Below are 24,188 nucleotides of genomic sequence, written 5' to 3'. Positions count from 1 at the left end.
TTATATGAGATTAATTTCGGTTTTTGCTGTATCCTCCAGGGCTTGTTCAGCCATGTTGAATTTATTTTTCCGTTTATACTGATTGTAAAAAATCGCTCTTTTTCGGATGGGATCTCCCGTATAGTAGCGCTCATATTGTAATAGTCGTTGTCCGAATGCTTCTCCGCAAAGGTCCCATGCCAGCTTAAATATTCGAACACGTTCTTCTGCTGACACCCCTTCCCTTCCCCCGAAATACTTGTCCAAATCAGGACGCAATTCCGTATTTTCGAAGTCGGCACCAGTAGGAGACATTAACAGGCCACCCGCCCCAATAATTTGCATCACTTCAATTGCCCGTGGATACATTTTCGGTAATAGACCTCTGATTGTTTCAAGAGGCGCCGGAGCCGGACGATATTCTCCATCCTTTGTCACTTCATACTCATATTCGGATACACGTAATAATGCTCGTATAGTTTCCACTGCCTGAACCAACTCACCAAGGTCATTTTGTACATTCAAAAATCCATCTACTCCGATGGAATCAGCTACTTTACACGCGACCTCCGTTGCAAAGGCCAGCTTCACATACCCTCTGACACCAGACTGATGAGCTGGCTGCTGAGCAATTCCTGTCATTGGATATAATGAATTGGCGGCTTCCACATTGTTATACATGAACACCCTGTCCCATGGCACTAATACATCATCAAACGCAAGGATGGCATCCATTTCTTCGTACCTTGAAGCCAATGGATGATCAAATACGGACCGCTTTCCATCCTGCATCGGTTCTCTGCAGATAATCCGTAAACCAGGTGTATCGATAGGAATCGCAAAGGCCAATGCATAACGCTCGTCTCCAGCTTGAAAGCCAGGGAAGGAATAGATGATTACTTCGTCTGTAATAGGAGCCAATGTAGCCAACATTTTCGCACCTCTGACAACTAATCCACCCTTCGTTTCTTTTACCGTCCCTAAGTGGGTAAACAAATCCTTTTGTTCATAGGAAGCTTTACTTCTATCATTCTGTGGATTAATGATGGCGTGTGTTAAAAACAGATCATTATCCCTGATATGGCGGTAATAGTTTCTGATATTCACCGACCAATCCGGATTATATTTATCCAAGAACCAAGAGTTGCTTGCCATGGAGGTAACCACTACATTCAAGAAATCAGGGGTTCTTCCCATCAGGCCGAATGTTGCTCTGGCATACGCTTCAAATAATCTGCTGCGGGCCATAAGATCTTCCTGCGATCTTGGAACGAGGAATGCATTGTTTACCCGTTCCCCTGTTTCTGCACAAACATGGGTAATTTTGTCCTGGTATTCCGGGTCAAACTGGAGATCATAAAGTTTGGCAATTTCATGAATCGGCTGTTTGAATACATCTTCGTTATACAAATCCTCCACTTTTCTCCCCCCAAGCCAGACCTCTGGCTTTCTGGATTTCAAAGCGTTAATGTATTGCTCACCTGTTCTAATTCCCATCACATTTCCCCCTTTTATGTATGAGTCAATTACTTGTAATCGCTTTCAAAATTAGTTGTGTTACTTATCAATGAAGTTCTCACCTCCAGTGAAACTTTCTTTTTATACTATAGGTCTTACGATTTATCAAAACAATCTAAAAATTTCAAATAGTGAAATTTAATTACTTTTTTTGACGAAAAACAGTTATAAATCTCTCTAAAAGTCCATATGAAAAAGATCCAGTCTTCTTCCACTTAGAAAGAACTGGATCTTGATAAATGAGTATTCATGATTCATCTAACACGTCTTACCTCAATACACCTTTTTCCCTTCCCAAGTCTTCAAAAGATCTCCCTGTCTTGACAATCCATATTTTCGTCCCGACTGGCACTCTGTCGAACAATGCTTCTGCATTTTTATTTTCCAATCGTATGCAACCTTGTGTAACATATCCACCGATGGAATATGGATTATTTGTGCCATGAACACCATAGGTACGTCCGTCGGTATCCTCTGCATCAAATCCGATCCATCTTGTCCCTAGTGGATTTTTCGGGTCGCCACCGGCGATGTCTTTTTTACGATAATAAGGATTGATTGCCTTTACGGTGATAGTGAACTCGCCTTCCGGGGTAAGCTCTTTAGATTTCCCAGTGGCCACAGTATAGACCTCTTTCAGTTCTTCTCCTTGAAAGTAGGCAAGTTGATTTGTCTGTTTGTTAACGATAATATAAGGGTCGCCTGGAAGAGGATTAGGCCCAAGCGGCCATAGAGGTGATGTCACCAATGCAAAGATCAACGTAAAAATGAACATCTTTCTACCACCTGCCTTTTAGGTATAGTGTGGTTGAAAGCTGTTCATTCCATTCGTTTACTTAGAAGTTTCCAAACCGATAAAATCACTTTTAAGTATTAAATATTGTTCAAATTCTTTTAGAAGATGACGAAGGGCCGCTCTCGTCTCAAACTCTTCACGGGATTGTGGCAATGGCATTTCCTGAAACATATTGTGCATGTCGCGCAAGCGCTGTAAAAATAGGTAAGCTGTATTGCCAGCATGGATGGCGTGCTCGAGATCCTCGATAAAGTCAGCCACAATATGTGCCTGCTCCACATCGTGTTCAATGGTTGCGACAATGGGGAGCATCCTTTCCATGACATCTAACTGTTTTTCCCTCATTTTAAAATAAAAATAGTGATGATTTTCCTCCCGCTTGAAGTGATTTTCTACATCGCGGAAGGCTAGACTCTTCGCTTCCTTCAATATTTTGTTGGTTTCCGGAATCTCTTGCCCACCCCACCCGCGATCTCCGTGTCGAAGAAAATGAGCTATTTCTGTAAACACCTTATGGAAATTCTCTTCTATTTTCAGTTGATAGCTCTTCAATTCCTTATCCACACTTGGCATGTATGTATTTAGAATAAGCGCAACCCCAATCCCAATGGAAATGATGCTTAATTCATTTATAACCAGTCCTATTGTGAAGGCTTCCACCGAATATACATGAAGTAGTATCACCGAACTGGTAGCAATCCCTTCTGTTATTTTCAGCATTACTGTAACAGGGATAAAAAATAACAACAGTAAAGCAATGGAAACCGGATTGGATCCCAAAAGCTCAAAGAATACAAAGCCAAATAGCAGACTTAAAGAACATGCAAAGAAACGAGCAGTCGCCACTTTCCATGACTTCCGTACTGTATTTTGAATACAAAGGATTGCAATAATCCCGGCTGATGCATAAAAGTCCAAATTCAACAGCTGGGCAATACTAATGGCAATCGCTGTCCCCAAAGCAGTTTTGGCTGTCCGATAGCCAATCTTGAATTTTCTCATACTTCAAACTCTCCCGACTTTCGTTTGTTCAATGTATCACATAGTTCTACTATACAGGAAAATTGGAGGGAGATGTTTAATTAACCGTTATTTAATAGCTCCTCAAATTCATTAACAAGTTCCTCATACCTTTTCAACGACTCCACAATCGGCTCTTTTTTACTCATATCGACTCCTGCGCGCTTTAATAGTTCAATTGGTGGTAGGCTACCACCTGAAGAAAAAAGTTCTTTGAGTATTTTATTTTGCGCTTCAGCCCCGCCAGCCTCAAGTTGCTCTGCTAGTGCAGCAGAAGCGGCAAAGCTTGTGGCGTACTGATAAGTATAAAAGCTTGAATGAAAGAAGTGTGGAACTCTGGCCCATTCCATGGCAATTTCCTTGTCGACTTCTATGCTTTTTCCATAATACTTCTTATTCAAATCGAAATAAACGGATTTAATGGCATCAGCATGCAAAGATTCTTCATTCTGACCCATTTCATGTATGATCTTTTCAAACTCCGCAAATTGTGTTTGACGGAAAAGGGTGACACGGAAATCTTCTAAATATTGATAAAGGGCATGAAGCTTTTCCTCCTTGGTTGACGCCTCGTCCATCAATTGCTTATGAAGTAAATGCTCTTGCAACGTAGACGAAACTTCTGCCGTAAATGTCACATATCTTGCATCCTGGTAGGGTTGATTCTTATTGGAAAAATAAGAATGCATCGCATGCCCCATTTCATGAGCTAGGGTCAAAACGTCACTTGGCAGACCCTGATAATTCAATAATACAAATGGATGGGAGTCATATGAACCAATCTGATAGGCGCCCGTTGCTTTCCCTGGTGTGTTATAGACATCCACCCAATTGGAGGAAAGGCCTTCTGATAATGTTTTTAAGTAAGTTTCCCCTATCGGCGACAGTCCTTTTATGACAATATCTTTTGCTTCTTCATAAGGAATCTTTTCTTCAGGTGTATAAGGAGATGGGGCAGATAAATCGTACATATGCATGGCATCTATCCCGACATATTTTTCTTTTAATTGAAGGTACCTTTGTAATATAGGAAGGCCTTCTTCCACGGTCTCAATGAGCTGTGTGTATACTTTCGGATCAATATCCTTTCCTTCCAAATGGGCTTCAAGCGAGGAAGGATAATTTCTGGTTGTCGCAAAGAAGTTATTCGCTTTCACAATATTCGCAAGCATCGAAGCAAACGTATCTTGGTAATTTTCAAGTGTGTGATAATACGTCTGGAAAGCAGCCTTCCTCACTTCCCTATCCTTGCTCGACATATAAACAGAATATAAAGGTGCTGACATTTCATAAACTTTGTCCCTTACTGTAAAGTTTGGCAGGACTAGATCTTTTGACATCATCTTAAAAAGCTCACTCGGTGCATTTACAAAGGGCATCGTCTTTATCAGAATCTTCTCCATGTCGGGAGGCAAGGAATGTATCTTTTCCTCATACGTATCTTTCAAATGATTGTAATATGGCTTTAGTTTCGGACTTTCCATGAGGCTATCCCATTTGTCCTTGTCTATTGCTTGCAATTCATTGGAGAACCATGCCGTCCGCTCCACCACATACATCATCATATTTTGTCCCTCATCCGATAACGCTTGTGCAGATGTGTTTCCAATATCCACATCAAGATTGATGCGTGAATAGACAAAGATTTTCTCCATCAACCGAAACAGCTCAAAGTAATCCTCCAATAAGTGTAGGATTTGCTTGTCGCTATCCAGTTTTTCTTCCTTTTTGGCAAAGCGATCTGCCAACTTTTTGGCCTTATAAACATCCTGCTTCCATTGTGTTTCATTTTTATAAAGGGTCTGAAGATTCCATTTGTATTCAGACGGAATGTCAGAGCGTGATGTGTAGGCAGGGCTTTCTGCGTAGGTGAATGTTGTAGTAAAAGCAAGCATGATAGTCATGAAAATGGTCGTGATGATCCGTGTCGTTTTCATCGTGGTCCTCCCTTAGTTTTCTGCTAAGGGTTAGTGTTTGTTTTCCAGCTTTTTCTATACATTTGGTTTTGGTGGGATGTTAGTCTTGGGGGAAAGTAGATTTCGGGTGGAGTATGAAGACACTATTGGGATGAATTTCCACACCAATAGTGTCTTCAAGTTTATGCTAAAGATAAAGATGAATCAGCGTGCAAATCCAGCTACCATTTCAATTGATTCACTAATGATACTAATTTCTCAGTATCTTTTCCCGGCCATTGCTTAATCTCTTGTTTCAAAGCAGAGAGGGTACCATAACCTTTTACAAAGCTGTTTAACCTCGCTACTAAAGTTGCCTTGTTAAATGCCTCCTCCGTTAGGAAGTAATCTCTTAACTTTTGGGTCGCATTTGAATACCTTTTCAGGTAATATTTCTGGTGTCTTTCTTCTGCAAGTGTGAAATGAGCAAGGGGTCCCATTTCTGTTCCTATTGAATGAGAAGTTGTTTCTTGTATTTCTTGCTTTATTTTCTCTAGGACTTCTTTTTGAAAATCATCATGATATAAAAATATGGAAAGGTATTGCCTGCCCTTATAATTCCCGCGATTGGAATTGTGTGAGCTCCAAAAGTGACGGACAATTTCATCAAAAGATATTTGGGTCGGATCAAAGTCTATTTGTAGACACTCGGTGTGATCTCCCATTTGTTTATAGGTGGGTGCAGGAGTGGTACCACCTGCGTAGCCTACCCTTGTGCGAATGATTCCTCTTAAATACCCGAACCGGGCATCAGTTCCCCAGAATCAGCCCATGCCGAGAGTGGCAGTTTGGAGGTTGCGGTGGTTGGTCATTGTTTGTGCTCCTTTCTTTTTCTGTTATATTGTTAGTTTTAAGTTAGCATGAATTATTATGTATGGAAAGCAGATGAATGAGCAGGTTATACCAAGTTTAGTGTTACATGAGGACATTGTTTTGCTTTGACCGCTTACTTTGTCTTCATACACGCTCTATGAGGACTTTGTTTCTGTTTTTCCGCTTACTTTGTCCTCATACACACTCTATGTGGACATTGTTTCTGTTTTTCCGCTTACTTTGTCCTCATACACGCTCTATGAGGACATTGTTTCTGTTTTTTCGCTTACTTTGTCTTCATACACACTCTATGTGGACATTGTTTCTGTTTTTCCGCTTACTTTGTCCTCATACACGCTCTATGAGGACATTGTTTCTGTTTTTTCTACATACATTGTCCTCATACACGCCTAATGAGGACATCGTTTCTGCTTTTCTGCTTACTTTGTCCTCATACGAACTTGTTTCCGCTTACTCCACCAAACTTTGTTCTGCAACATAATAAATAAAACCAGCTCTTAAACAAAGAGCTGGCTCCACCTCATTCCTACAACATCTTTTCCAAAAATACTTTCGCACGCTCGGACTTTGGAGCTGTAAAAAACTCTGCTGGCGGTGCATCCTCCACTAGCATTCCATCATCGAGGAACAATACGCGGTCTGCCACCTCTCGGGCAAAGCCCATTTCGTGTGTAACTATAGCCATCGTCATTCCCGTATGCGCTAAGGCCTTCATTACTTCAAGCACCTCTTTTACCATCTCTGGATCCAATGCGGATGTTGGTTCATCAAACAACATGACTTCCGGGTCCATCGCAAGGGCTCGTGCAATCGCAACACGCTGCTTTTGACCCCCGGACAGGCGATTAGGATATTCTTTCGCTTTCTCAGCTAGTCCCACTTTGGCAAGCAGGTCCATCCCTTTCGCTTCCGCTTCCTTTTTCGAAATACCTTTTACAGAAACCGGAGCATACGTTAAGTTTTCCAGAACACTCTTGTGAGGAAACAGGTGAAAGTGCTGAAACACCATTCCCAAATTCTGACGCACTTTATTAATGTTGGTTTTCTTTTTTGCAACATCCTGGTCTTTAATCCAGATATGACCGGAAGTTGGCTCTTCTAAAAGATTCATACAGCGAAGTAAAGTGGATTTTCCGGAACCAGAAGGCCCGATGATTGCCACTACTTCCCCTTCTTTAATTTGTGTAGAAATCCCCTTTAGCACCTCTAGCTTGCCAAAGGATTTATGCAAATCTTCTATTTTAATCACTGCGTCTCATTCTCCTTTCAATGAGCTTGCCAATGAAGGTTAAGATCATTACTAACACGTAGTATATTAATCCGGCAAACATGAAGGCTTCCAAATATGCATAGGTATTCGAAGCCGTCATAAATGAACGCCTCATGACATCCATTACCCCAATGACTGTAACAATAGCCGACTCTTTCGTAAGCGTAATATATTCATTCATAAGTGCAGGTAAAATGTTTTTCAATGCTTGCGGTAAGATAATGTCTTTCATCATTTGGCGATATGGTACACCAAGAGCCATGGCTGCTTCTCGCTGCCCTTTATCAACCGCCATAATTCCAGCACGGATAACCTCCGAAATATAGGCTCCAGAGTTTAGTCCGAATGCAAGGATGGCAGCAGTGACCGGTTCAAATGTTATTCCAGTTGCTTGCGGCAGTCCAAAAAATATCAACATTAATTGAAGAACAAGCGGTGTTCCTCGGAAAATGGATGTATAAACATCCGCAAAAATTCTAAGTAATTTAATTCTGCCGATTTTACATAAAGCCAACAGCGTTCCAATGATAAAACCAATGATCCCTGCTAGTGTTACGACTTGAAGGGTTACCTTCACACCGGCAAGAATATAATCCATCGAACCCGTGATGGCGCTAAAATCTAAGAAGTCGATCGTCAAGTGCTACCAGTCCTTTCTATCATTTTAACAAGAAAATCAAAAGGGCAATAAAAACACCCTTTTGATTTCAATTAGGTTTATTCTTCTTCTCCACCAAACCATTTGTTGATTAACTCTTCCATTTCCCCGTTCTCTTCCATTTCTTTAAGAACACGGTTGAAATCCTCTGTTAAATCACTGCCCTTTGGAAGGGCAATGGCAGAACCTTCTTCATCAGACTCTAGTGTAAATCCAGTCAAATTTGGATCTTTTTCCATGAAGCCTTTCATGACCGTATCTTCAATGATTGCTGCATCAAAGCGACCTGTTTTCAAGTCTTGTACAATTTGCGGGACGCGGTCGCGGTTTTCAATCGTGATATTCACTTCTTCCGCAATCTCTTCCGCTTTATCATATTGGATGGATCCCATTTGGACTCCAACCGTTTTACCTTCTAAATCTTCCAGGCTAGTAATATTGCTATCTTTCAATGAAACGATCATATGGTTGGCAGTGTAATAAATATCCGTAAAATCTACCTGTTTTGCTCGATCCTCTGTAGGAGTCATACCTGCTAAGATTATGTCAATGTTACCTGCCTTCATAGCAGTAATTAGACTTCCAAAGTCCATGTCCTGAACTTTCAATTCATATCCAAGCTTTTCTGTAATAGCTTTTGCAAGATCCACATCAAAACCGATAATCTCTTCTCCTACTTCTGTATCAATGTACTCAAATGGTGGATAGTCAGCGGAAGTTCCCATGACTAATACTTTCTTTCCATCTTCACCTTCTCCACTTGTCCCATCCCCATTGTCTGTTGTTCCACAAGCGGACAACAAGCCTACTACTAAAATACTAATGAATGAATACAAAAACCATTTTTTCACAATAACTTCCCCCTATTCTATTTTTCAGAAAAATAAAAATTTAATTTAATTATGAAATAAACCTACATTTAAATCAAGTATTATTATGATGTATGTTTATTCGGATAAATGTATTTTAACACATGTTAATATTTATGCAATATAGTTAATAAAGATAAATGAAGTTTTTATTTTTTTATTATTCTGAAATAGGCGGTTCTTGTTATCGTTCCATCTGTCTAGTTTATATTATAAATACAAAGAACTAGATAAAGGATAAAAAGCAGGGAACACTCTTTATTAGAAGTGTTCCCTGCCCCGTTATCCCCTTAAGCACTCAACTCTACAGCCATACGCTCTTTTAACTTCCTTCTAGCTCTATGGATCTTTGACTTCACTGTAGCAGGATTCAACTCCAACGCCTTGGCAATTTCCCGCTCCTTTAGTCCTTTTTCCATTTTTAAAACGATCAGTTTCTTATCTTCCTTTGAAAAGTCTTTCATTTTTTCATCTAGGAGGTCTTTCAACAATTTTGCTTCTACTTCTGCTAAAACATTATGCCCTGCTTCTTTTCCAAGACTATCTAACACATCTAATTCCATCGGACATCCTTTATTTTTTCTCTCTCGTCTGACGAAATCTATAGCAGTTCTGGTTGCAATTATACAAAGCCATGCCCCTGCTTTTTCAATATCCTCGAGGCTATCCCACTTCTTGTACGCCTTTATGAAGGTTTCCTGCACATTGTCTTCAGCCAACTGGCGATCGCGAATAACGGCGAAACTTACGTAAAACACTCTGTCATAATGCACCTTATATAATGTAGTGAAATCCATTTATTCCACCACTCTCAAACAGATATTCACTTTGAATAAATCCCCATCAGTTTCAATGTCGAGACTACCTTCATGAAGGTCGATGATGGATTTTGCTATCGCAAGACCAAGGCCAGATCCTTCCGTATTCCGTGAGGTATCCCCTCTTTTAAAACGTTCGTATAATTCCTCACTTTGATCATTCAATTCGTATTTTGATACATTTTTAAACGTGATTTTTGCTTTATCATTAAATTGTTGGACTTGTATATATACACGTGAGTTTTCCAATGAGTACTTCACAATGTTTCCAATTAAGTTATCAAATACTCGCCACATTTTCTGTCCATCCACCATGGCATATAAAGGTTTATCCGAATTGGCAACACGGAATTGCAGATTAGATTCCTTTAATGAATCATCATATTCCGCCAGGGCTTGTTGAAGAAGCTGATTTAAATCTACACGCTCTTTTACAAGCTCGATATTCCCGCTTGCCATCTTTGATACCTCAAATAAATCTTCCATTAACCCTTTTAAACGTTGTGACTTCCTATCAATAATTTCAAGGTACGCGGACCGATCATCAGCAGTCAGGTCGCTTTTCTTCAGAAGCTCCGTGTAAGTGATTATGGAGGTCAACGGTGTCCGAAGATCATGACTGACATTTGTAATCAGCTCCGTTTTCAAGCGCTCACTTTTTGCCTGCTCGTTTAAAGAAACCTTTACCCCTTGATTCAATACGTTTAGGTTTGCTGCCATTTTAGACAGAACGGAATTCCCCTTTACTTCTATTGGCTCCCCTAATTTACCTGATGCCATCTCCTCTGTTTTGATGGAGATCTTATTGAAGTAACCGATACTCTTTATTAAAAGAATGAACGTTGGCACTCCTATGACAACAGCGAAGAGGATATATAGCAGGAAGAAAGCTATATCGATAAAAATCATAAAGAAACCTAATCCTAGTCCAAAGACTATTGCCAGGAGAATGAACACTTGGATGCCTGTCGTTGTATTTAGGAATGCTTCTTTTACGATACGGAAGAGCTTTTTATTCACCTTTTTACAAAATCTTAATCCTCTAAGAAGCACACTTTTTGTCCATGCTTCCTTAAAATCAGACATATGTCGCATGGTTGCTATCAAATATCTTAATTGGTAGTAAGTTAGTAAACTCATGCATGCTGAGATTAGAATACTAATTATTAATTCAGTAGCCCATGCAGTTGATAAGCTGTATGTCAATTGATTAATGCAGTCATGCACCCACATTAAACTGAACAATAATATAAAAGTAGAGACTCCCACCGCTGCAATCCTAAGGTCAACCGGAATTTTTTCATAGAGGTTTTGCCACTTGGCCGCTTGCAATGGCAGAGAAATAATTTTCAACATGGTGACAAACCATAATAATAATGCAATCAGTGAACTTATCCCAAGTCTCCAAAACCAAGTCCTATTCTCTTCATAACTAGTTTTTAAAGTCTTCAATAGGCTATCGGAAGCAAGATCTGATGGCACACCAATCTTCCCTTTAAAATCACCTCTTGCATCCGCCAGTGCTTGGTACAACCAATCCTCGTAGGGCCAATTGTATGAATGAAAATACCTATCTCCATGTATCGTGTAATTAGTAACATATTGCATGTTGTTTTCACTGAATAATTGTTCTAATGTATTAATTTGGGCATCTGTATTGGTATAAATCTCTCCGTTTTGTTCAAAAAAGTATAAGATCTCATCGTTAAATAGAGATGAAACGGGAGGGAAGTTACTCTCATCATTAAAGTAATTATCCACTAATTTTTCCTTTTCTTCTCTTATTTTCTTCTCTATATGCTCATCACTTGAGAAATTTTTTCGAATATCCTCTAATTTTGCATCCCTTTCAGCTATTACCTCCTCTGGATTCTCACTAGATTCTCCGTTTTCTGCTAGTTGAATTCTTTCTTCATATTGATAGCGGATATTATCTAGCTGGGCGTCCAATGAACCGTACTCATATCGATGTTCTTCTATTTCTTCCATGGTAACGGTAATTTTTTCTTTTACACTTTCTACTGACATAGTTCCAAGTTGTTCGCTTCTAATTAAAGTGTTTGCATATCCGTCAAGCTCACTATGGAACTCATCTGTTTCAAAATAATTTTTCTGTCCAAATCGTTCTAAGTTATTGATAAAATAAAAGCTTCCACTTAACGCACAAACAAAAACTAGCGCCATTATAAAAGCCATTATTCTATTTCTCCATCTTGTACCCAATCCCCCATACCACCTTTAAATATCTTGGATTTTTCGGATCTATCTCTATCTTCTCTCTAATTTTGCGAATATGTACCGCCACTGTATTTTCCGCATTGTAGCCAGGTTCTTTCCAAACCCGCTCGTATATATCATTGATGGAAAATACCCGGCCGGCATTGGTCATCAGCAGCTCCACTATTTTATATTCAATCGGCGTCAATTTGACCGGATCTCCTTGAACCGTAACTTCCTTCAATTCTTTATCAATGGTCAGGCCATTCAGATCAATCACTTTTTTAATTCCTTCAAACGTTCCAAGTGTGACATACCTCCTGAGCTGCGATTTCACCCTTGCGACAAGCTCCATCGGATTGAACGGCTTTGTTACATAATCATCCGCTCCGACCTGCAGCCCAAGAATTTTATCGGTATCCTCACTTTTTGCACTTAAGATGATGATTGGAATGTTCTTCTCTTCGCGAATCCTGTGCGTCGCAGATATCCCATCGAGCCTTGGCATCATCACATCTAGTAAAATTAGATGCACTTCATTTTCATGAAGCATTTCTAACGCTTCCACACCATCTTGAGCTTTTAAGACCCTAACACCTTCATTTTTCAAATAGATTTCAATTGCATCTCTTATTTCCTTCTCATCATCCACTACCAATACCGTATAGTTCGCCATCTCTCACCCTTCTCCCACTTACCATTCTTTCTCTATGTACACATCATATATGGTAAATCTTAAGTATTATTGAAGTATTTTCTTAAGAATTTCTTAAGTTACTAACCTATTATATAATTCTTCGGAAGTGGGAAACGATTTCACCCTGAAAATTTGATGAAATGTGAGATTAATATTTGTTAATTGGGGTATTTTTACAAACAGTAGGACTTTCTTCCATGAAAAACATCAATATCCAATTAATTAGTTGGCTCGTTCCTGCTACCAATCTCCCATTTTACATTATTTAGGTAACTTTTGACCATCCTGTATTTTATTAAAGAACACTATCAGTTAGAATTAGGTGAATGTATAACATCCACTTGGGAGGACAATAACGTGAAATTAAACAATAGATTATTAATTGGAAGTATAGGTCTATCACTAATGTTAGGTGGGTGCGGAAATATGAATCAAACAAACGCCAATGAAGGAAATGAACAAACTGAAACAACAAACGTTGATAATCAAAATTCTGATGACAGATTAGTCCGAGTTCAAGATTACACAGGTGAAGGTTACACCCTTAGAAATGGAGAAAAAACCGATAAAATAGCCCAGGAAAATAAAGAAGAAATCACAGAGGCTGTGGAGAAATTCTTTCTAGAAAAGTACAAGACAGAAGTGATTGTACATAATATGGTGGGGGCGGTTGATGGCGCTACAGTTTTCGTAGAATCGGTTGGAGAACCCCATTTTTATACGTATGCCATTGTTCCAATTGATGTAGAGCAGAGAAAAGTTCTCAGTGATAATGTGTGGTCTCAAGAGGGGCAAGTGGAGAATGCTATTAAAACCGGACTTTATGCAATGATCTTTCAAGAGGAAATTACCAAATTAGAAAACTATCTTGAAGAAACTGTTGAGTCCAAACCAATAATAGGCATTACTCAAGAAGCATTAAAAAGTGTTCGTGCAACAGGTTATAGCACTACCCATTATTACGCAAGTACAATGGGTAATTCTCTTGACTTCCTATTTAATGAATACATGAATAACCAAGAAATATCAAAATCAGATTGGAAAACCATTATTGAGCAAAACCCGTATTCCCCAGATTCAATACTATTTACTATTTATTTGTATATGGAAGAGGAGAAATCGGAACCAGATGAAGAAATATTCAATCAAATCGTAACAGAAATAGAAGAGATGGATGGGATCCCAAAAGGGGCTTATAGCATTATTTTAAATGATAATATGATTAACAAAACGACAGCAGTAGGAGCAAAAGATAATTCATTAGAACGTTCATATCCAAACGATATTATAAAAGAATAGGGTGGGAATATTTAATGACAACACTGGATAAAGATGTCAATAAAAGTTTCACTCGCGATATTGATCTTGTTGAGTTAGCAGGTTACCACAGTTATTTAGCTCTAGATAGAGGTAGTGAAATTTCAGTAAACGGTCAGTCATTTCGTATACTAGACACTAGTTATGGAAATTCATCAGGTTTAGATGCACTCACTGTTGTTAACCAAGCAAATAAAGAAATTACAATAGCATATGTTGGAACTGATACCAATCAGTTAGCTGATATAAAAACCGATGTACAATTATTAAGTAAACTTACTCCAACCCAACTGGAAGAAGCAAGAATGTATTTTAATAAAATGCAGGAGAGATACAAAGATGTTGGAGGCGTCACCTCCATCACAGGTAATTCATTAGGAGGTGCCCTTGTTGCTGCTGTTGCAATTGAAAATCCGGAGGTCAATGCTATAACGCTTAACCCTGCCTTGTTACCAGAAGGAATGTTGGACCCTAATGAAACTTATGACAACATAACAAACTATTTCAGCACCTATGATGCCCTCACACAGACTTTAATGGCGCTCAATCTAGATAGAATTCCTGGCCACCGTCATGAAATATACAACGGTATCCCTGATTTTGCAATGCTTGGAACCAACCACACGGGATATCTTCGTAACAGTGAAGGAACACAATATTATGAAATCGGTATTAAAGGACAGCCTGGTTATGGAAAGATTTATATTGATGCCGACTCGCATATTGTAACGAGTATTTGGACGGGTGCCCCCCTATATGGAGGAAACTCTGAGAGAATAGAAATCAGTAAGGAACAATTAGTTGTATTAGCAGATGCCCTAAGCAGTGTTGTTACGGAAAGATTGGAGCTTGCCAGCAGTTATATGGGTAATTCTGTTGATATCGTAGAGCATGAAGGTAATAACTTGTACCAACGGATGAAAATATTACAGGAACAATTTGAAGATATGTTTAACAATCTTGTAGGGGACCCTTTATTTCGAAATATTGCAGCGGTCTCCAATCGACTGAAATCGGAAATTGACCGGCTCATAATTCTACTGGACCTAGCCGAAGTAAGATGCAGATCGCTGAATTATGTATTAAACTCCCCTCCTGCCGAGCTACTTGAGTTTCTTTTTAATAAGAATGTTAGTGTAGAAACAGTTTTCGGGGAAGCACGTCGACAATTGAACGAGCTACGCGAGGATGTAGATGGTTTAACAAACATCCTTCACTCCATCGTCATGGATTTGATACCAGAACTCTTCCAGGGCGGCCAAGAAGCTTGGTATGATGCAGTAGTCGGTGAACTTAGGGCACATTATGGTATCGTGAATGGAAACAGAGAGAAACTACTCACAAATATAGCTGAATTCAAAAAACAGGTCATAGATGTTTCAGAAGCCTTTGATAAAAGGGATCAATCTTTAGGACAAGCGATCCGTAATAACGGTGGTGCTTTACTCGGAATTGACGGTGTGCAACATACCAATACTTACAACCTTGAACAATCCCCTTATCTCCTGATGAAAATGAAACTAAAGGAAGCCCATGTAGAACTCGCTTTTTCTAGATTTTCCACTTTAAGTCACGGGATGTTGATTCCACTTCTGAGCAAATTACATGTACTCACCTTTGCTATCGAAGGTTCACTTGATACAATTAGTACTTCTATAAAGGGAGCAACCCACTTTGCTTTTAATGGAACGTTGACTGGGAAACTTATTGGTTTATTTTCTGATTTCGATGATCAAGTAAAAAGCAAAGTGTACACTTCTTTAGAACCCATTGATGAACTGGCTTCCACCATTAGAGGAATACGTAAAGGCCTAAATCAATTGATTCTTGGTTATCCTAATCTTTTAACAAATTTTAAACCTTATTTGGATAGCGCGATATTCAGTAACAACAATTTTTATAACGTCCATCTCTACAACCTTGCTTCTATTAATATTCTTAAAGAAATGGAAATTCTTTTTGCAGATATCATACATCAGCTTTCTTCTCAGCAGGCAGTTAGTATTGATGTATTGGTTGAGGTTTCAAAAAAGGTAAAACAAAACATGGGGATACTTCAAGAACAAGTGGAACGAGGTACAATCTCGTAGACTAAAATACACGTATATGGAGATACGTGTATTTTAGTTTTTTTAGAGATTATTACAGAGTTGATATGAGTAGTAAGACCGTACCAACCACCCAAATCTTGACCAATATTAACTTTTCCAATGGAAAGATTCTACATTGGCCGAGGGACTTGCTCCCATAGCTTATAATAGCGAATAAAGTTATCATCTCTGGAAGAAGCATTGGATTCCAATAGTTCAACATAGAAGGACCAGTCATGGCTTAGGTTATCCTCAGTAAGAACAAGACTGTATTCCCAAACTTCATTTTCACTATATGGGATACATTCTCTGAATATAGCTTCCGCCGTAATGGAGTGACTTTCATTAAAGCAAACAAACCGAACCTTTTTATTGCTTAATGAAGACTTAATTATAACCGTTCCAGTAAGATTGTCATGATGTAGGTATAATTGATGATGCTTAATTTTTGTATTTTCCATGATAATTTCCCCATGTCTCCCCCCAATATAATAAGCATCCGTCATATAGGAAGAAGGAAAGCTTAATCGAAATGAAAAACCTTCAGAAACCAGTCCAGACTGTTTTACTATAAAGTCCACAAACTTAACGACTTCAAAATTATCCATTACCATTACTTTTGTATAAGGAATGGATCTATCATTCCCACCTATAGAGTAGTTTATCATCAGTTGCTCGTTATCGATTGTGCTATGCATTCTCACATAGCCCTCTAATTTACAGAGGTTATATGAATGATTTATAAGCTCTGCATGGAGCAGCGTAATGTTCACCATATAGAAACCCTTCTCTCTTATCCAACCTTTATTGCTTCACCCAAACCGAAACGGACCCTCCATTAACAGAGAAGTTACCCCATCCGTCTGCATTAATTGTGACGGTGCCTGTCCTATTTCCGGTAATATCTCTCCAAACTTGTCCCGCTTTATTTCTCCCGACATACATCCATTTGTTACCACCTGGACCATCTGACATAATGGTGGCAAGGCCTGAATTTGGATGGGAGCTATTTCCCTCTCTTGTCCAACCGATAATATCATGATGATCAAAGTAATCATTCTGCGTACCATAGGCGTAAGTTTGACGTGCCTGTAGAAGAGGGTCTATTTTCGATTTCATAGCCGGAACACCATGTGTTGGGATACCGTAGTAATCCCCATAAAATACGGAAGGATAACCTTGTTCCCTTGTCAGAACCAATGCATATGCAAGTGGTTTAAACCATTGTTGAACAAAGGATTCCAATGCTTCCCCGGGCTGAGAATCATGATTATCAACAAATGTTACGGCATGTGTTGGATGTTTCTGTACGACAGAACCATTTAGAATATTTCTCATATCATAATACCCACCACCGCTAGATGCATTGTACAAATTATAGTGGAGAGGAACATCAAACACCGAGTGATTCCAATTTGTTTTATTCAAATAGTTTTCAATTGCACCAAGGTCATTTTTCCAAAACTCAGCTACTGCAAACATCGGTTTACCTGTGGTGTTACGCACATGTGCAAGCCAATCTCTCGTAAAGCTATATTTTATATGTTTCACTGCATCAATTCTAAATCCATCAAGGTTTAGTGTATTCGTATACCACACTCCCCACTTTCTAAGTTCATTAATTACTTCTGGGTGATCCATATCCACGTCTGCATACATTAGGTAGTCATAGTTGCCATTCTCTGTATCGACTTCCCAGTCCCAGGCCTTTCCTGTTCCCCTAAATTTATATATTTTGTTTTGCAACTGGCGTGACTGATCCCAATCTGTCCCATCAAAATGATACCAGCGCCATTTAAAGCTGGAATGGGTATTACCTCTGCCAGGAAAATCAAACTTTGTCCATGCTTCTATGGAGTACTCTCCTGATGTTTCCTGGTTTCGGTTGCTCCTGTTTACTTCCACAGCGTTCACCATTTCAGTACCATCTGCTCCACCCTTATGATTCATGACGACATCTCCATATACCTGTATGCCATTATTTTTCAAAGATGTCACGGCAGACTGCAGCTGGCTACGTGTTCCATATTTTGTACGAATGGTACCTTTTTGATTAAACTCACCTAAATCATATAAATCATATGCTCCATAACCTACATCATTCTGGGAAGTCCCCTTCCATGCAGGTGGTATCCATACAGCTGTTATACCTTTACTCTTTAAGTTAGCTGCGTCATCCCTCAATCTGTTCCAATGATTCCCGTCATTTGGCAAATACCATTCGAAATACTGCATCATCGTGCCATTTGTCCCATTATGATGAGCCTGGGCTGGTTCAGTTGTAAACGGAAAAAGAGCAGACACAGCTAAAAGTATTATTAAAAATACACTTATAATACGTTTCTCATGTTTCATAAAATACCCCTCTCATTTAAGATTTGTGCAAACGCTTTCATATTAAACCAAAAACAAGTCTTTTTAATATCACTTCCTAACACTCTAGTTTTGCAATTTGTGCAAACGTTAGCATTTTTTCCATAGTTGTGAACTCCAAATTTATATTAACACGATGATTTTAACCTGCGCAATCGTTTTCTTTTTATTCTGAAAATAATGAACCTTTTTTCCTATCAGGCTTAAACTCCCGATATTAGGCAATGTATATTCAGGATTCTTTTACAATAAAAAACACACCTTAGGGTGCGTTTTTTATTGAATACTATAGCTTCAATCTATAATTTTTCTATTTATTCATCTCCACTCAACTCAGAAAAAATTCGTTCCAATAGTACTCTATCTGGATCCTGACTCAACTCCCACATCATCGCTCCACCAAGCCCATTAGCTTTCAGGAATTCTGTTTTCTTCACGATCGATTCTTCATCATCATAACTGATGAACGTATTGCCATCATAAAGGATTGGTACCTTTGTCTCTTCTATCCAATAACGCTCAAAGCCGTTCTTATTGATGTAATCCGAATCAAGCTTGGCATAGCTAAACGATGTACCTCCATTGAACGACTGATACAAGCCGTTGTTCGCAGCATCTGCATCATGGAACACCCTCCCATAGAACGGCATTCCCATTACCAGCTTATCTGCCGGCACACCACTTTCCATATAGGTTTCTATCCCGTCTTGCACACTCCACTGCCAACTGAAGGCACTATTAGGATCTGGATACAATGGCGCATTCAAACCGGTCAATTCATCCCATTCCCCATTGATGTCATAGGTCATCAACTGAATATAATCGACATATTGATGAAGTTCTGATAGCTCCATGTTCGCTGCGTGAGACTTACTCGCCCCAGTAGCAATTGTTAACAAATACTCTTTGCCATCCTTCTTTTCTTGCTCGTTCAAGGTTTCCCTGATCTTTTTAAGTAAAAGTGTATAATTACGCTTATCCTCGGGACGGTTCACATTATCAGGATGTCCCCCGCTTACTGGGTACTCCCAGTCCAGATCCACTCCATCAAAGCCATGTTCTAACATAAATAGTCGAACACTTTCTGCAAACCTAGCTCTTGAATCTTCTGAAGCCGCTGCGTCGGAGAAATTCTTCGACCAAGTCCAACCACCCACAGAAATCATCGTTTTTAAATGAGGGTGCTGCTTCTTTAGCTGTTGTAGCTGCTTGAAGTTTTCATGATCGATTGATGGGTCGCCGACTACTATCTCTCCATCATCTGAAACATTAGCAAATGCGTAGTTGATATGTGTCAGTTTACTAGCATCAATGTCGGTAACGTGGAAACCGGAATAACTGGCCCATCCGGCATAATAGCCGACCATTTTGTAATCCGCTTCCTCTTCTTCTTTATTTTCTACGATTACCTTTTTCGTTACTTCCGCCTTTTGTCCGGCACTATCGTAAACAACCACTTTCAATATCTGCTCCCCGTTTTCCACCCAGGGATCTGTTGCCCAATTGATGGTGTAAGGCGCTTCTGTCTTTTCGCCAATTAAGTAGCCGCCATTGCTAGAATAAAATTTAACTTTATTGATTGAGTTATCATCCTTTGCTTCTACTTGGAGTTCTACATCTCCACTTACTACAGCATCTTCCTTCTTATCTGATGAAGTATGCGTGAAATTAATAATTTTAGGTGGGTGATCTGTTACTTCCTCCACGACTTCCGATTGCTTTTCTGGGTTCGAATCAGTAGATACTGGCTTTGTTGAATTTATTAAATATATAGTTATGGCACTCACTATAACTAAGAGAGCCAAAAGAAAAAACGTAAGTTTCCATCTAAGTTGCATGTCCTGTTACTTCCCCCTATTAACCTGTCTAACTACTATTGTAATATGCTATGGGGAGAGGATGTAGCGGTAAATATTAGCTTTATAATCTACAACAAAAAATGCCGGTCCCAAAAAAGGAACCGGCATTCTTCTAATTACTTCTTATAACTCTTCACAATGCTCTTCAAAATAGCCTTGAAGCTTTGTGATGACTGACATAGGCGCATGGCCTTCGATTTCGTGTCTTTCTACCATCGTTACGATCTTGCCATCTTTTAATAATGCAAAAGAAGGAGAGGATGGAGGATAACCTTCGAAATATTCGCGTGCTTTCTCCGTTGCTTCTTTATCTTGACCTGCAAACACAGTAACCAAGTGTGTAGGGCGCTTGTCATAATGCACCGCATGCCTTGCAGCTGGACGTGCGATACCGCCGGCACAACCACAAACAGAGTTCACCATTACAAGTGTCGTCCCTTTACGTGCAAATGCTTCTTCTACATCTTCAACTGTTCTAAGTTGCTCATAGCCAGCGTTATCCATTTCTTCTCTGGCAGTACGCACAACATCATTCATAAACATATTAAAATCGATATTCATGTTGTATCACCTCAAGTTTTAAACTACTCTTATCATACCAATTTTTTTCAAATAAAAAAACAAAAAAGGTTTATTTTATTTGCCTGCGGGTATTATATCACTAACATCTAGATATCCATACCCCTATACTCCCTAGATGAAGGAAAGTGATATGCTCACTTTCCTTTTTTTTACCCTATAGTGTATGTTTGTAACTTTCCACTAACTTTTCCACTGCTAAAGACACAGAAACTTCATCTTTCCCAACTTGCCTCTCTAGCTTCGGCAACTCTTTTTTCACCTTTTCATCCTCAAAAAACATCCGCTCAATCTGATCCTTCAACGACGTATAAAACCAAGTCTTTTTTTGTGCATTCCTTCGTTCAACAAAAACTCCGGATTCTTTCGTGCTTTCCATAAACTTCTGAACAATCTTCCAGGTCTTATCTACATTCACATAATTCAAAGCCGAGCAAGTAAACGTCTTCGTTTCCCAGCCTTCTGTTGCAGGCTGAAGAAAGTGAAGGATTTGTTTATACTCATGAGCTGTTTTCTCCGCTCTCGCTTTATTATCTCCATCCGCTTTGTTCACTATAATCGCATCCACAAGCTCCATAATGCCCTTTTTCATGCCTTGAAGCTCATCCCCTGCACCCGTTAGAACCAGCAATAAAAAGAAATCGACCATATCTCGCACAATGGCTTCGCTCTGTCCGACTCCGACTGTCTCTACTAGAATCACATCATAGCCAGCAGCTTCACACAAAAGAATGCTTTCACGCGTTTTCCTATGAACTCCACCCAATGTGCCACTTGAAGGTGATGGACGGATGAATGCCTGTGGATGCCTTGCAAGTTGTTCCATCCGGGTTTTATCCCCTAGGATACTTCCACCTGTCTTGGAACTACTCGGATCGACTGCGAGCACCGCCACTTTATGTCCTTGCTCACACAAATACAAACCAAATGCTTCTATAAAAGTACTTTTGCCGGCACCTGGTACACCGCTTATCCCTATCCGAACAGAGCGTCCAGTCGAAGGCATGATTTCTTGAATGATTTCTTGGCTCTTATGAAAATGTCGTGTTGCATTGCTCTCAACAAGCGTGATGGCCTGAGCTAGGTCAGAGCGGACTCCTGCATGGATACCTGATATGATATCCGCTGTACTCCGCTCCTCCTTTTTTAGAACCTTTTTTCGCGGTTTACGCTCTTTAGTCATTCGTCTCTTCCACTTCCTCATAGCCTAGGCGTTCATAGATTTCCTCCAGAACTTTTTCGGCTGCACGCGGAATGACCGTTCCAGGTCCAAAAATGGCTGAAGCGCCTTTGCTATATAAGAATTTATAATCTTGGGCTGGAATTACCCCGCCAATTACAACGATGATGTCTTCACGGTTCAATTTTTTCAGCTCTTCTACTAGTAGCGGAAGGAGTGTCTTATGACCGGCAGCAAGGGAGCTGATTCCGATAACATGCACGTCATTTTCCACTGCTTGCAGCGCTGTTTCTGCAGGTGTTTGGAAAAGAGGTCCGATATCCACATCAAATCCAAGGTCAGCGAACGCGGTGGAAATGACTTTTGCCCCTCTGTCATGACCATCCTGCCCCATTTTCGCAATCATGATTCTTGGACGTCTTCCTTCAAGCTCCAAGAATTCCTCAATTTTATCCTTCACGGCCTTCATCTCCTCCTCATTGGAGAATTCACTGCTGTACACGCCGCTGATGGAGCGGATGACAGCACGATGGCGATTGGCAACCTTTTCTATGGCATCTGAAATCTCCCCAAGGCTTGCACGTGCACGGGCTGCGTCAACAGCGAGTTCGAGAAGATTCCCTTTCCCTGTACGAGCCGCATCTGTCAGTGCTTCTAGAGCAGAAACAACTTCTGTTTCATCTCTGTTTTCACGAAGCTCCTGCAAGCGAAGGATCTGCTTTTTACGAACCTCTGCATTATCAATATCCAGAACATCAATAGCCGTATCCTCTTTATCCAGGCGAAACTTGTTTACGCCAATGATGGCTTCTTTCCCTGAATCGATCTTTGCTTGTCGGCGTGCAGACGCTTCTTCAATTCTCATCTTAGGCAATCCTGTTTCGATTGCTTTTGCCATCCCACCAAGCTCTTCAATTTCTTCAATATGTGACCAAGCTTTATCAATCAATTCCTTCGTCAATGTTTCCACATAATAAGAACCTGCCCAAGGGTCAATGACTTTAGTAATCTCCGTTTCTTCCTGCAAATACAACTGTGTATTGCGTGCAATACGGGCGGAAAAGTCCGTAGGTAGTGCAATCGCTTCATCCAATGCGTTGGTATGCAAGGATTGTGTATGACCATTGGCAGCAGCTAGCGCCTCAATGCAAGTACGTGTCACATTGTTGAATGGGTCCTGTTCTGTCAAGCTCCATCCAGATGTTTGTGAATGGGTCCTTAATGCCATCGACTTCGGATTTTGTGGTAAGAACTCTTTCATCATCTTCGCCCAAATAAAACGAGCAGCACGCATTTTTGCCACTTCCATGAAGAAGTTCATGCCGATGGCCCAGAAGAACGAAAGTCTCGGTGCAAATTTATCAATATCAATGCCTGCTTCAAGACCTGTTCTTACATATTCGAGGCCATCTGCAAGCGTATAGGCAAGCTCAATATCGGCTGGTGCTCCTGCTTCTTGCATATGATAACCGGAAATACTGATGCTATTAAACTTCGGCATATGCTGGGATGTGTACGCAAAAATATCGCCAATTATTCGCATGGACATCTCTGGAGGATAAATATACGTATTACGAACCATATACTCTTTTAAAATATCATTTTGTATCGTCCCGGAAAGCTTCTCTGGACTAACACCTTGTTCCTCAGCCGTAACGATATAAAAAGCCATAATCGGAAGAACCGCCCCATTCATCGTCATGGATACGGACATTTTATCCAAAGGGATTCCGTCAAAAAGAACCTTCATATCCAGTATGGAATCTATGGCAACTCCGGCTTTTCCAACATCCCCTTCTACTCGGGGGTGGTCGGAATCATAGCCACGATGCGTCGCAAGGTCAAAAGCAACTGACAATCCTTTCTGACCCATTTCCAGGTTTCTTCTATAAAAAGCATTGCTCTCTTCCGCTGTCGAGAAGCCGGCATACTGACGGATCGTCCAAGGACGGTTAACATACATCGTAGGGTAAGGTCCACGTAAATATGGGGCAATACCAGGAAGTGTTCCAAGGTGGTCGGCTCCATTCAAGTCCGCCTGTGTGTAATTAGCCTTCAATTTAATTTGTTCATTTGTTTCATAAAATAGTTCTTCCACCGCTTCGTTGGATAATGGCACTTGCGTAACTGTGGTTTCCTTGTTTAATGTTCTCATTGAA

18 protein-coding genes and 1 pseudogene are annotated in these 24,188 nt (G+C 40.0%); 2 read left to right on the top strand and 17 right to left on the bottom strand.

Annotation, left to right across the window (positions count from 1 at the left end; genetic code table 11):
• The 11 genes and pseudogenes from EKQ44_RS14515 to EKQ44_RS14465 all read right to left on the bottom strand — a co-directional run bounded on the left by EKQ44_RS14515 (position 1) and on the right by EKQ44_RS14465 (position 12,610).
• Positions 1-1,476 carry a 4-hydroxyphenylacetate 3-hydroxylase family protein gene (locus EKQ44_RS14515; RefSeq protein WP_237664261.1) on the bottom strand — a complete coding sequence of 492 codons (1,476 nt, stop codon included), beginning with the start codon at positions 1,474-1,476 and terminating at the stop codon, positions 1-3.
• Between the two features lie 289 nt (positions 1,477-1,765).
• Positions 1,766-2,272 carry a L,D-transpeptidase gene (locus tag EKQ44_RS14510; protein WP_237664260.1) on the bottom strand — a complete coding sequence of 169 codons (507 nt, stop codon included), beginning with the start codon at positions 2,270-2,272 and terminating at the stop codon, positions 1,766-1,768.
• Between the two features lie 57 nt (positions 2,273-2,329).
• Positions 2,330-3,295 (bottom strand): aromatic acid exporter family protein, encoded by a 966-nt coding sequence (locus EKQ44_RS14505; protein WP_237664259.1) that lies wholly within the window; start codon positions 3,293-3,295, stop codon positions 2,330-2,332.
• A gap of 80 nt (positions 3,296-3,375) precedes the next feature.
• Positions 3,376-5,250: an oligoendopeptidase F gene (pepF, locus tag EKQ44_RS14500; RefSeq protein ID WP_237664258.1), complete on the bottom strand. Its 1,875-nt coding sequence runs from the start codon at positions 5,248-5,250 to the stop codon at positions 3,376-3,378.
• A gap of 200 nt (positions 5,251-5,450) precedes the next feature.
• A pseudogene (locus tag EKQ44_RS14495) lies at positions 5,451-6,020 on the bottom strand (peptide-methionine (S)-S-oxide reductase MsrA); the annotation flags it as partial.
• 608 nt (positions 6,021-6,628) lie between these two features.
• Positions 6,629-7,351, bottom strand: a complete 723-nt coding sequence (locus tag EKQ44_RS14490; protein WP_237664257.1) for an amino acid ABC transporter ATP-binding protein — start codon at positions 7,349-7,351, stop codon at positions 6,629-6,631.
• Positions 7,344-7,970, bottom strand: coding sequence for an amino acid ABC transporter permease (locus EKQ44_RS14485; protein WP_237664343.1), 627 nt, complete (start codon positions 7,968-7,970; stop codon positions 7,344-7,346). Before EKQ44_RS14485 ends, EKQ44_RS14490 begins: the two co-directional genes overlap by 8 nt.
• A gap of 119 nt (positions 7,971-8,089) precedes the next feature.
• Entirely contained in the window at positions 8,090-8,881 is a 792-nt protein-coding gene (locus tag EKQ44_RS14480; protein WP_237664256.1) for a transporter substrate-binding domain-containing protein, read from the bottom strand.
• A gap of 308 nt (positions 8,882-9,189) precedes the next feature.
• Positions 9,190-9,696: an RNA polymerase sigma factor gene (locus tag EKQ44_RS14475; protein WP_237664255.1), complete on the bottom strand. Its 507-nt coding sequence runs from the start codon at positions 9,694-9,696 to the stop codon at positions 9,190-9,192.
• Positions 9,697-11,913 (bottom strand): sensor histidine kinase, encoded by a 2,217-nt coding sequence (locus EKQ44_RS14470; RefSeq protein ID WP_237664254.1) that lies wholly within the window; start codon positions 11,911-11,913, stop codon positions 9,697-9,699. It lies immediately after the preceding gene.
• A gap of 4 nt (positions 11,914-11,917) precedes the next feature.
• On the bottom strand, positions 11,918-12,610 hold the full coding sequence (locus EKQ44_RS14465) for a response regulator transcription factor (protein ID WP_226679895.1): 693 nt from the start codon (positions 12,608-12,610) through the stop codon (positions 11,918-11,920).
• A 378-nt stretch (positions 12,611-12,988) separates the two neighbouring features.
• Between EKQ44_RS14465 and EKQ44_RS14460 the strand changes: the two genes are divergently transcribed.
• A complete protein-coding gene (locus EKQ44_RS14460; RefSeq protein WP_237664253.1) occupies positions 12,989-13,930 on the top strand; it encodes a DUF1672 family protein in 942 nt (313 codons plus the stop codon).
• Between the two features lie 14 nt (positions 13,931-13,944).
• A complete protein-coding gene (locus EKQ44_RS14455) occupies positions 13,945-16,038 on the top strand; it encodes an SA1320 family protein (protein WP_237664252.1) in 2,094 nt (697 codons plus the stop codon).
• Positions 16,039-16,169: 131 nt separating this feature from the next.
• Here the strand turns inward: EKQ44_RS14455 and EKQ44_RS14450 are convergent, their stop codons facing one another.
• The 6 genes from EKQ44_RS14450 to scpA all read right to left on the bottom strand — a co-directional run bounded on the left by EKQ44_RS14450 (position 16,170) and on the right by scpA (position 24,184).
• The gene (locus tag EKQ44_RS14450; RefSeq protein ID WP_237664251.1) at positions 16,170-16,814 is read right to left on the bottom strand and encodes a hypothetical protein; all 645 of its coding nucleotides are present in this window, start codon (positions 16,812-16,814) and stop codon (positions 16,170-16,172) included.
• Between the two features lie 28 nt (positions 16,815-16,842).
• Positions 16,843-18,393 (bottom strand): alpha-amylase, encoded by a 1,551-nt coding sequence (gene amyS, locus EKQ44_RS14445; protein WP_237664250.1) that lies wholly within the window; start codon positions 18,391-18,393, stop codon positions 16,843-16,845.
• A gap of 332 nt (positions 18,394-18,725) precedes the next feature.
• A complete protein-coding gene (locus EKQ44_RS14440) occupies positions 18,726-20,249 on the bottom strand; it encodes a glycosyl hydrolase family 18 protein (RefSeq protein WP_237664249.1) in 1,524 nt (507 codons plus the stop codon).
• Between the two features lie 144 nt (positions 20,250-20,393).
• A complete protein-coding gene (locus tag EKQ44_RS14435; protein ID WP_237664248.1) occupies positions 20,394-20,831 on the bottom strand; it encodes a BrxA/BrxB family bacilliredoxin in 438 nt (145 codons plus the stop codon).
• Positions 20,832-21,006: 175 nt separating this feature from the next.
• On the bottom strand, positions 21,007-22,032 hold the full coding sequence (gene meaB, locus EKQ44_RS14430) for a methylmalonyl Co-A mutase-associated GTPase MeaB (protein ID WP_237664247.1): 1,026 nt from the start codon (positions 22,030-22,032) through the stop codon (positions 21,007-21,009).
• Positions 22,025-24,184 carry a methylmalonyl-CoA mutase gene (scpA, locus tag EKQ44_RS14425; protein ID WP_237664342.1) on the bottom strand — a complete coding sequence of 720 codons (2,160 nt, stop codon included), beginning with the start codon at positions 24,182-24,184 and terminating at the stop codon, positions 22,025-22,027. Before scpA ends, meaB begins: the two co-directional genes overlap by 8 nt.
• Positions 24,185-24,188: the final 4 nt, after the last annotated feature.

This window comes from Sutcliffiella horikoshii, from assembly GCF_021991925.1.
In the GTDB taxonomy this organism is placed as follows: domain Bacteria; phylum Bacillota; class Bacilli; order Bacillales; family Bacillaceae_I; genus Sutcliffiella_A; species Sutcliffiella_A horikoshii_F.
This window is presented reverse-complemented; position numbering and strand designations above follow the sequence as displayed.

Coding starts and splice junctions, on each gene's coding strand:
- EKQ44_RS14515 (WP_237664261.1), bottom strand. CDS start 1,476: ATGGGAATTAGAACAGGTGAGCAATACATTAACGCTTTGAAATCCAGA.
- EKQ44_RS14510 (WP_237664260.1), bottom strand. CDS start 2,272: ATGTTCATTTTTACGTTGATCTTTGCATTGGTGACATCACCTCTATGG.
- EKQ44_RS14505 (WP_237664259.1), bottom strand. CDS start 3,295: ATGAGAAAATTCAAGATTGGCTATCGGACAGCCAAAACTGCTTTGGGG.
- pepF (WP_237664258.1), bottom strand. CDS start 5,250: ATGAAAACGACACGGATCATCACGACCATTTTCATGACTATCATGCTT.
- EKQ44_RS14485 (WP_237664343.1), bottom strand. CDS start 7,970: ATGGATTATATTCTTGCCGGTGTGAAGGTAACCCTTCAAGTCGTAACA.
- EKQ44_RS14475 (WP_237664255.1), bottom strand. CDS start 9,696: ATGGATTTCACTACATTATATAAGGTGCATTATGACAGAGTGTTTTAC.
- EKQ44_RS14470 (WP_237664254.1), bottom strand. CDS start 11,913: ATGGCTTTTATAATGGCGCTAGTTTTTGTTTGTGCGTTAAGTGGAAGC.
- EKQ44_RS14465 (WP_226679895.1), bottom strand. CDS start 12,610: ATGGCGAACTATACGGTATTGGTAGTGGATGATGAGAAGGAAATAAGA.
- EKQ44_RS14455 (WP_237664252.1), top strand. CDS start 13,945: ATGACAACACTGGATAAAGATGTCAATAAAAGTTTCACTCGCGATATT.
- EKQ44_RS14450 (WP_237664251.1), bottom strand. CDS start 16,814: ATGGTGAACATTACGCTGCTCCATGCAGAGCTTATAAATCATTCATAT.
- amyS (WP_237664250.1), bottom strand. CDS start 18,393: ATGAAACATGAGAAACGTATTATAAGTGTATTTTTAATAATACTTTTA.
- EKQ44_RS14440 (WP_237664249.1), bottom strand. CDS start 20,249: ATGCAACTTAGATGGAAACTTACGTTTTTTCTTTTGGCTCTCTTAGTT.
- EKQ44_RS14435 (WP_237664248.1), bottom strand. CDS start 20,831: ATGAATATCGATTTTAATATGTTTATGAATGATGTTGTGCGTACTGCC.
- meaB (WP_237664247.1), bottom strand. CDS start 22,032: ATGACTAAAGAGCGTAAACCGCGAAAAAAGGTTCTAAAAAAGGAGGAG.
- scpA (WP_237664342.1), bottom strand. CDS start 24,184: ATGAGAACATTAAACAAGGAAACCACAGTTACGCAAGTGCCATTATCC.